This window comes from Actinosynnema sp., assembly GCF_052038725.1.
In genome coordinates, this window is the sequence record NZ_JBQGCX010000062.1 from 1 (window position 1) to 1,784 (window position 1,784).

Here is a 1,784-nt window from a genome sequence, read left to right on the forward strand (position 1 = left end):
CCGGGAGCCGGAAAGGGCTCCCGGCCCGCGACCGTCCACAGTGGAGAGTCAGGCGCCTGGGTCCTCGTCGGCCTCGACGGCCCCGTCCCCCGCCGCCTCCACCTCGGTCCGCCGCCTGCGCTCGGCCCGCGCCACCGACCGCCCGGCCGACGCCGCGTCGTCCCCGGCCCCGGCGACCAGGCCGCACAGCAGCGCCGCGTAGCAGCGCTCCGCGTCGACCGGCGGGATCAGGTAGCCGCCCAGCTCCAGGTTCACCAGGCCGTGCGTGGCGATCCACATCTCGTGCGCGATCAGCGCCGGGTCGCCCTCGCGGAAGCGGCCCGCCGCGATGCACCTGGTCACCCGCTCGACGGCGGTCAGCAGGGTGTACCGGCCGTACTGGCGGTCCTCCTCGGTGAGCGAGAAGCCCGCCAGCGACTGGCCGCCGAACATCACCGCGTACAGGTGCGAGTTGGCCTTCGCGTTGTGCCGGTAGGCGTGCCCGAGCACCAGCACGTCCGCCACCGGGTCGTCGGTGTGCCTGACCCGGCCGAACTGCCGCTCCAGGCGGGCGAACCCCTCGTGCGCCATGGCGCGCACCAGGCCGCGCATGCCGCCGAAGGAGGTGTACACGGCCATGGTCGAGGGGCCCGCCTCGGCGGCGATGCGGCGGGTGGACAGGGCCTGCGCGCCGTGCTCGGCCAGCAGCCGCCCCGCGAGGTCGACCAGCGCCGTGCGCGTCTCGGGTGCGAGCTTTCGCGGACTCACCCGGCCAGTGTCACACAGCCCGCACGCCGTCCCCCGCCCCCGCGGGCCACCGGGCGCCGGGCCTGCGCCAGTCCGAAGCGGCGGGCGGCACGTCACCGGACTGGCGGAAAGCGTTGTCGGGGAAGGGGGAAGCGGAACCGGAAAATCCACAGTGGACTGGCAAAGCCCGCTTGAGGCCCTGGCGCGACCGCGGGCGCAGCCGGACGGACCAACCGGGTACCCGCTGTGCGGCACGCGCATATCGCAGAGTGCGGTGCTGCCGCGCGGAGGCTTCCCCCCGGCGTTCCCGCTGCTAGCGTTCCTGGCGAAGGACCGGTGGCCGCTCGCGGTCACCGGGACGGAACCACCCCCCGCGTCCCGGACCCGGTCCACCGACTGGCCGCCGCTTCGCCGAGCGGGATGGAGGCTGCTGTGCAGGACGCCGTAGAGCGCGCGATCGACACGATGTGGACCCGGTACCACGAGCCCTTGTCGCTGGCCGACATGGCGACCCCCGCGATACTCAGCAAGTTCTACTTCTCCAGGGTCTTCCGGGGGCTCACCGGCACCTCGCCGGGGCGCTTCCTGACCGCCATCCGGCTCAGCAGGGCCAAGCAGCTGCTGCTGGAGACCCGGCTCAGCGTCACCGAGATCTCCTACGCGGTCGGCTACAACAGCCTCGGCACGTTCACCAGCCGGTTCACCCGCAGCGTCGGCGTCTCGCCCGCCCGCTACCGGGCGCTGTCCGCCGAGGGCCTGCTGTCGCTGTCCGCGCTGCCCAGGGCCCAGGTCGGCCCGGCCACCGGCGCGGTGCGGGGCTGGGTGGACGTGCCCGAGGTCGGGCGGCCGGTGCGGGTGTACGTCGCCGCGTTCGCCGACCCGATCGCCCAGGGCGTGCCACGCGCCTGCGACACCAGCGACGGCTCCGGGCCCTACCGGTTCGACGCGCTGCCCGAGGGCGTCTGGTACCTGCGGGCCGCCGTGGTCGCGCTGGACGACCCCGAGCCCCGGCCGTGGCGGCAGGGCCCGGCGCTGGTCGCCGCCGACCGGGTCGAGGT

General features: G+C 74.9%; 2 protein-coding genes. One reads left to right on the forward strand and one right to left on the reverse strand.

Going from position 1 to position 1,784, the window contains the following annotated elements:
• Positions 1–48: 48 nt before the first annotated feature.
• The gene (locus ACTUAL_RS01220) at positions 49–747 is read right to left on the reverse strand and encodes a TetR/AcrR family transcriptional regulator (protein WP_440898959.1); all 699 of its coding nucleotides are present in this window, start codon (positions 745–747) and stop codon (positions 49–51) included.
• Between the two features lie 411 nt (positions 748–1,158).
• Between ACTUAL_RS01220 and ACTUAL_RS01225 the strand changes: the two genes are divergently transcribed.
• A partial coding sequence (locus tag ACTUAL_RS01225; RefSeq protein ID WP_440898960.1) for a helix-turn-helix transcriptional regulator occupies positions 1,159–1,784 on the forward strand: 626 nt, incomplete at its 3' end.